At 41.9% G+C, this 5,470-nt stretch carries 7 protein-coding genes; 2 read left to right on the top strand and 5 right to left on the bottom strand.

Going from position 1 to position 5,470, the window contains the following annotated elements; genetic code table 11:
• Both HWQ42_RS26150 and HWQ42_RS26145 read left to right on the top strand, forming a co-directional pair.
• A partial coding sequence (locus HWQ42_RS26150; protein WP_292817116.1) for a type II toxin-antitoxin system Phd/YefM family antitoxin occupies nucleotides 1–300 on the top strand: 300 nt, incomplete at its 5' end.
• Nucleotides 297–713, top strand: a complete 417-nt coding sequence (locus HWQ42_RS26145) for a type II toxin-antitoxin system VapC family toxin (protein WP_292817115.1) — start codon at nucleotides 297–299, stop codon at nucleotides 711–713. The genes HWQ42_RS26150 and HWQ42_RS26145, both read left to right, overlap by 4 nt.
• Before the next feature lie 39 nt (nucleotides 714–752).
• Here the strand turns inward: HWQ42_RS26145 and HWQ42_RS26140 are convergent, their stop codons facing one another.
• From HWQ42_RS26140 to pstS, 5 genes are all read right to left on the bottom strand, one after another.
• Nucleotides 753–1,034, bottom strand: coding sequence for a hypothetical protein (locus tag HWQ42_RS26140; protein WP_289795754.1), 282 nt, complete (start codon nucleotides 1,032–1,034; stop codon nucleotides 753–755).
• A gap of 122 nt (nucleotides 1,035–1,156) precedes the next feature.
• A complete protein-coding gene (gene pstB, locus HWQ42_RS26135; RefSeq protein WP_292738473.1) occupies nucleotides 1,157–1,963 on the bottom strand; it encodes a phosphate ABC transporter ATP-binding protein PstB in 807 nt (268 codons plus the stop codon).
• A 57-nt stretch (nucleotides 1,964–2,020) separates the two neighbouring features.
• Nucleotides 2,021–2,902: a phosphate ABC transporter permease PstA gene (gene pstA, locus HWQ42_RS26130; RefSeq protein WP_292738472.1), complete on the bottom strand. Its 882-nt coding sequence runs from the start codon at nucleotides 2,900–2,902 to the stop codon at nucleotides 2,021–2,023.
• A 19-nt stretch (nucleotides 2,903–2,921) separates the two neighbouring features.
• Nucleotides 2,922–3,872 (bottom strand): phosphate ABC transporter permease subunit PstC, encoded by a 951-nt coding sequence (pstC, locus tag HWQ42_RS26125; RefSeq protein ID WP_292817114.1) that lies wholly within the window; start codon nucleotides 3,870–3,872, stop codon nucleotides 2,922–2,924.
• 149 nt (nucleotides 3,873–4,021) lie between these two features.
• Complete coding sequence (gene pstS / locus HWQ42_RS26120; protein WP_292738470.1) at nucleotides 4,022–5,203, bottom strand: phosphate ABC transporter substrate-binding protein PstS; 1,182 nt, start codon at nucleotides 5,201–5,203, stop codon at nucleotides 4,022–4,024.
• Nucleotides 5,204–5,470: the final 267 nt, after the last annotated feature.

The raw sequence follows: 5,470 nt of genomic DNA, 5'->3' as shown, positions 1-5,470 counted from the left end.
TATCTAGCATCTATAGATTCCATAGGTGATATTTTTTGTCAATGCGTAAGTCCTAATCTAGATAAAATTTTTCATGAAGTTGAACAAGGTGAGTCAGTACAAATTATGCGACAGGGGCAACAAGTTGCTGTAATTCTGCCTACAGCTGAATATGAGCGTCTGCTGCATCCAAAGCTGGGTTTTTGGGAATCTGTGGAACGATTCCGTCAAGAGATCCTTGAAGAAGGAACCGAGATTTCTCCCGATGAGGTTTGGAAAGATGTACGAGACAAGTCTCCTGGACGAGAGGTCATCTTGTGAGTCGCTTTTTACTCGATACTAACGTCATCTCTGAACCATTAAGACCACAACCTAATCCAGCGGTTATCCAAAGGTTGCAACAGTATCAGGGAGAATTTGCTATTGCCTCTGTTACTTGGCATGAATTGTTGTTTGGTTGCTATCGTCTGCCTACTTATAGAAGGCGAGAGAGAATTGAGCAGTATCTCAAGAAGATAATCCAACCAAATATTCCCATCCTTTCCTATAATTACGTGGCGGCTGAATGGTTTGCTTCAGAAAGAGCACGACTGGTAATTATAGGAAAAACTTCTGCGTATCCAGATGGGCAGATTGCAGCGATCGCCAAAGTAAATGGTCTTATTTTGGTAACAAATAATATTTCAGACTATACCGATTTTCACGAACTTCAACTCGATAACTGGTTTTCTTAATTGAGCCGCCTACTTTTTCTCAAGATAGCAAAACTGCTTTTAATTGTGCTGTAAAAACTCAATTTTGGGCAACAACGGGTCAGTCACAATACCCACACCGCTAAAACCCCAGCGTTTGAGCAAGTTTCCCAACTGTGTACGCGCAATAGATTCCACCGCAAAGCGATTTGCCACTTCTGCTGCGTGGGTGTTGAGATAGCTAAGAGCGTCAAAGTTTTCTTGAAACAGCAATAAATAACCCGATGTTTCAGCATCAGGACGAGCTATAAGATAATTCCCGTCAGTTTTTGAACGAACTAAGTAATAGACATCGGACAGCATGGAGATGAAGTTTGTTGGGGAGGAAAAAAAGTCCTTCAAATAAAAAACATAGAGGAATATCGCACTGCTTTAATTTCCGAGTATCCCTCATTGCTTTAATATCAACAATGTAAAATAAATATTTATCCAAATTTGCCGCTAACGTAATCTCTGGTTTCTTCCTGCTGAGGATTGTTGAAAATTAATTCTGTTGCATCGTACTCTACCATGTAGCCGCTACGGGTTCCTTTCTCTGAAGTCCGAACATTAAAAAAGGCTGTCTTATCAGAAACACGCGCTGCTTGCTGCATGTTATGAGTGACGATAACAATAGTATATTGCTCTTTAAGTTCGTGAATCAGTTCTTCAACACGCAAGGTGGAAATGGGGTCAAGAGCGGAGCAAGGCTCATCCATCAGTATAATTTCAGGTTGGACTGCGATCGCGCGAGCAATACATAACCGCTGTTGTTGTCCACCAGATAAAGACGAGCCACTTTGATGTAGTTTATCCTTGACTTCATCCCACAAAGCTGCTTTTCTGAGACTGCTTTCTACCAATTCATCCAAATCACCTTTGTAGCCGTTGATTTTAGCTCCAAAAGTAATATTGTCATGAATTGACTTGGGAAATGGGTTTGGTCTTTGAAACACCATCCCAATTCTCCGGCGCACTTCTACAGGGTCGATATCGGCTGCATACAAGTTTTTATCGTAAAAAAGTATTTTACCTTCTGCCCGAAATGACTCAATCAGGTCATTGAGACGGTTATAGCATCGCAACAACGTACTTTTACCACAACCGGAAGGGCCGATAAAAGCAGTCACCTGATTTTTCGGTATATCTAGCCAAATATTCTGTAAGGCTAAAAACTTGCCGTAGTAAATGTTGAGATTTTCAGCCCGTAAAACGGTTTCAGTGTCATTCACTGTCCTAGTATTGGTAGCCATAAATTAAATCTAGTGTTTGTTTAAGCGATGGGGATATGCACTGTGGATGGTTGCTGACTAAGCTTTTTTGCGAGTTACCCAGCGAGCGATGATACTTGTGATTAGAACCATCAATACCAAAATCAAAGATGCTGCCCAAGCTAAAGATTGCCAATTTTTAAACGGAGAAATGGCGTATTTGTAAACTAAAACAGCCAGAGAAGCTGTTGGTTGGAATAAACCATCTGGCCAAAAGTTAGAAAATAGAGCAGTAAATAGCAAAGGTGCGGTTTCTCCAGATGCTCTGGCGATCGCTAGCGTTGCCCCAGTTACAATAGCTGGTAAAGCTGCTGGTAAGACTACTTGACTTACAGTTTGAAAGTTAGTCGCTCCCAACCCTACAGATGCTTGTCGCAAATCTTGCGATACTAACTGTAACGCTTCATCAGTAGTTCGCAGAATAATTGGCAACATCAAAATTGCCAGTGCAAACCCTCCAGCTAGAGCTGAATACGATCCTAAGTTCAACTTTACCATTGTCAAAACTACAATCCCATAGGCGAATACCCCAGCAATAATTGAGGGGACTCCACTAAGGACGTTAGCCGCAAAACGCACCCATCTAGCTACTTTTGCCGAACTAAATTCTGTGATGTAAATCGCCCCTAAAACTCCAAAGGGGATACTAATCAAGGCAGCAATTCCTACCATCAACAGCGTGCCTAAAATGGCATTACCAAAGCCTCCTCCTTTTTGGAGAGCTTTGGGTGGCAATTCAACAAACACGGCCAGATTCAGACTGCTAAAGCCTTTAATAATCACATAAGAAAGTACTGCTAGCAAAGGAACAAGTGCCAATACTCCGCAGGTAAAAGCGATTACGGTCATCACTGTATTAAACAGTGTTCTTTGAGACATGGCGGAGCGAGTTAAACTGCGCTCTGGAAAATTAGAAGTCATAATTTAACCCAAAACTAAGCTATATTCGCTTGACTCTCAGAACGATCAACTCTGCCAGAATATTGACTACTAGTGTCAAGAAAAATAGAATTAAAGCCGCATACATTAAAGCCGAAACTTGCAAACCACTAGCTTCTGAGAATTGATTTGCCAGTAGAGAAGAAATCGTATTGGCTGGTGCAAAAAGAGAGAGACTGATGTTGTTGGAGTTGCCAATTAACATCGTTACAGCCATTGTTTCTCCCATTGCCCGGCCCAGTCCCAACATCACAGCACTAACTATGCCCGAAAAGGCTGCTGGGATAAGAACTTGTAAAATCGTTTCCCAGCGGGTTGCTCCTAGTCCGATAGAGGCTTGGCGCAAACTGGGGGGTACAGAAATCAAGGCATCGCGGGATAAAGCTGTGATGATGGGCAAAGTCATAATCGCTAATATGACTCCCGCCGGCAACATTCCTGGTCCTGTAGGAGAAGTGCTAAAAAATGGCAGCCAGCTAAAATAACCATTCAGCCATTTTCCCAAGCTGGTTAATATTGGCACCAAAACGAAAATACCCCACACGCCATAGACAACGCTGGGAATAGCTGCGAGTAGTTCTACCGCAAAAACCAGTACCAGTTTCACTTTTGCAGGTAAAAAATCCTCGCTCAATACAATAGCAGTACCAACGCCAATTGGGACTGCTATCAGCAGACCAATAAAAGAACTCACGAGAGTTCCATAAATTTGAGGTAGCACCCCATAGGTATCATTAACCGGATTCCAAGTGGTATTGGCTAAAAAGCTGACACCAAACTGTTGAATGGCAGGCCAAGCACCAATTGCAACCTGCGACCCGATCCATAATAAAGTACCAGCAACCGCAAAAGCGAAAATTTTAGTCAGCCAAATAAAACCCAAATCTAGGGATTTTTCGGCGCCAGAGCGATTTTTCATCGCTGATGACAGATTTTGAGAATTTGTAGTCATGAATACCGACTTTCAAGATTAAATCAGAGAAAAATATGGGAAGCAACTAGATTAGTAAAATTGTCGCCTCATCATCTATTTAAACTGACTTATACAATAGTAACTCTGTGTCCAAAGTTACTACTGGATAGGCATGTTTTATTGCTTGCTTACTTGCTAGCGCTAGTACCACTGGCAACAGAAATTTTGTACTCTGGACTGATTTGGTCAGCAGCAGCAGCTACTTTTGCGATCACACTTGAGGGTAGAGGAACATACCCTAATGGAATAGCCTGTTTCTGACCTTCAGTTAAAGCGTATTCGATGGCGGCTTCTATTGCCTTAGCTTTTGCTGCATTAGGATATTTTTTGTAAACTAAGAGCCAGGTATAGCTCACGATAGGATATGAATCAGCACCTTCGGGATCTGCAATAAAGGCCCGAAGATTTTCTGGTAAGGTTACTGCTTCTAAAGTTTTAGCGGTTGACTGATCGTTATCAACAATGAATTTTCCTGCTTTATTTTCCAAAGCAGCAAACTTGAGATTGTTTTGTTTGGCGTAGCCGTATTCAATGTAACCAATAGAACCTTGAGTTTGTTGGATTTGGGCTGTAACACCCTCATTACCCTTCGCACCAACTCCTACAGGCCAATTGACACTTTTTCCTTCGCCAACCTTGCTTTTCCACTCCGGGCTGATAGCACTGACGTGTTTTGTAAACACACCAGTGGTTCCGCTACCATCAGAACGATAAACAACCGTTATTGCTTCTTTAGGAAGTTTTGCACCTGGGTTAGCCTTGGCAATTTGGGCATCATCCCAAGATTTGATTTTGCCTAGTAGAATATCAGCATAAACGGCTCTTGGCAGCTTAAGTTCTGGAACATCAGGCAAGTTGTAAGCCAGTACGATGCTACCAGCAGTCACAGGCAGTAAAATAACACCCCTATCTGCTGGTACTTTCTGAATTTCTTCATCCTTCATCGCAACATCGCTGGCCCCAAAATCTACAGTGCCTTTGATAAATTGCTCAACTCCAGAACCGCTACCAACTGATGCGTAGTCAACTTGCAGATTTGGATATTTTTTGTTTAAATCAGTGAACCAGGTATCGTAAAGTGGTGCCGGAAAAGTCGCACCAGCCCCGCTTAACTTTACGGTTCCGCCAAGGTCTAATTTAGCTGGGCTAGAGGCAGTAGTATCGGTAGCAGTGCCAGAAGGCGTATCCTTGCTGGCTGTACCATCTGGTGTTTGTTGTCCGCCACAAGCTGCTAGGCTGATTGTCAGTGCTAACACTGAAATTGAACCTGTGAGGCGATGAGTTTTTATTGCACTAAGACGTGAGAGCATCGCTATCAAATTTTTAGTAACTTTTCAGGTGAGCGTTTCTAAGATACTCCCAAAGCACAACAATAGAGATTAACGAAAGGTTAACAAAGCAAAAAGATACTTGTTTTTTTGATGAAGAGCAAACCCTTGTTTTTAGTTTTTATTGATAAATTTTATACCTTGCTTTAAGTTTAAGATAGAAATATTACTACCGTAAGTTTTTTATACGTATTTAGGACTTACGCATTGACAGAATAACAAAATAGTGAATTGATGAATATAGGTCGT

It is taken from the genome of Nostoc sp. JL23 (assembly GCF_017115065.1).
Classification (GTDB): domain Bacteria; phylum Cyanobacteriota; class Cyanobacteriia; order Cyanobacteriales; family Nostocaceae; genus Nostoc; species Nostoc punctiforme_A.
This window is presented reverse-complemented; position numbering and strand designations above follow the sequence as displayed.

Excerpts from the sequence above, each read along its gene's own strand:
- pstS (WP_292738470.1), bottom strand. The coding sequence starts at position 5,203 with ATGCTCTCACGTCTTAGTGCAATAAAAACTCATCGCCTCACAGGTTCA.
- pstA (WP_292738472.1), bottom strand. The coding sequence starts at position 2,902 with ATGACTTCTAATTTTCCAGAGCGCAGTTTAACTCGCTCCGCCATGTCT.
- HWQ42_RS26140 (WP_289795754.1), bottom strand. The coding sequence starts at position 1,034 with ATGCTGTCCGATGTCTATTACTTAGTTCGTTCAAAAACTGACGGGAAT.
- pstC (WP_292817114.1), bottom strand. The coding sequence starts at position 3,872 with ATGACTACAAATTCTCAAAATCTGTCATCAGCGATGAAAAATCGCTCT.
- pstB (WP_292738473.1), bottom strand. The coding sequence starts at position 1,963 with ATGGCTACCAATACTAGGACAGTGAATGACACTGAAACCGTTTTACGG.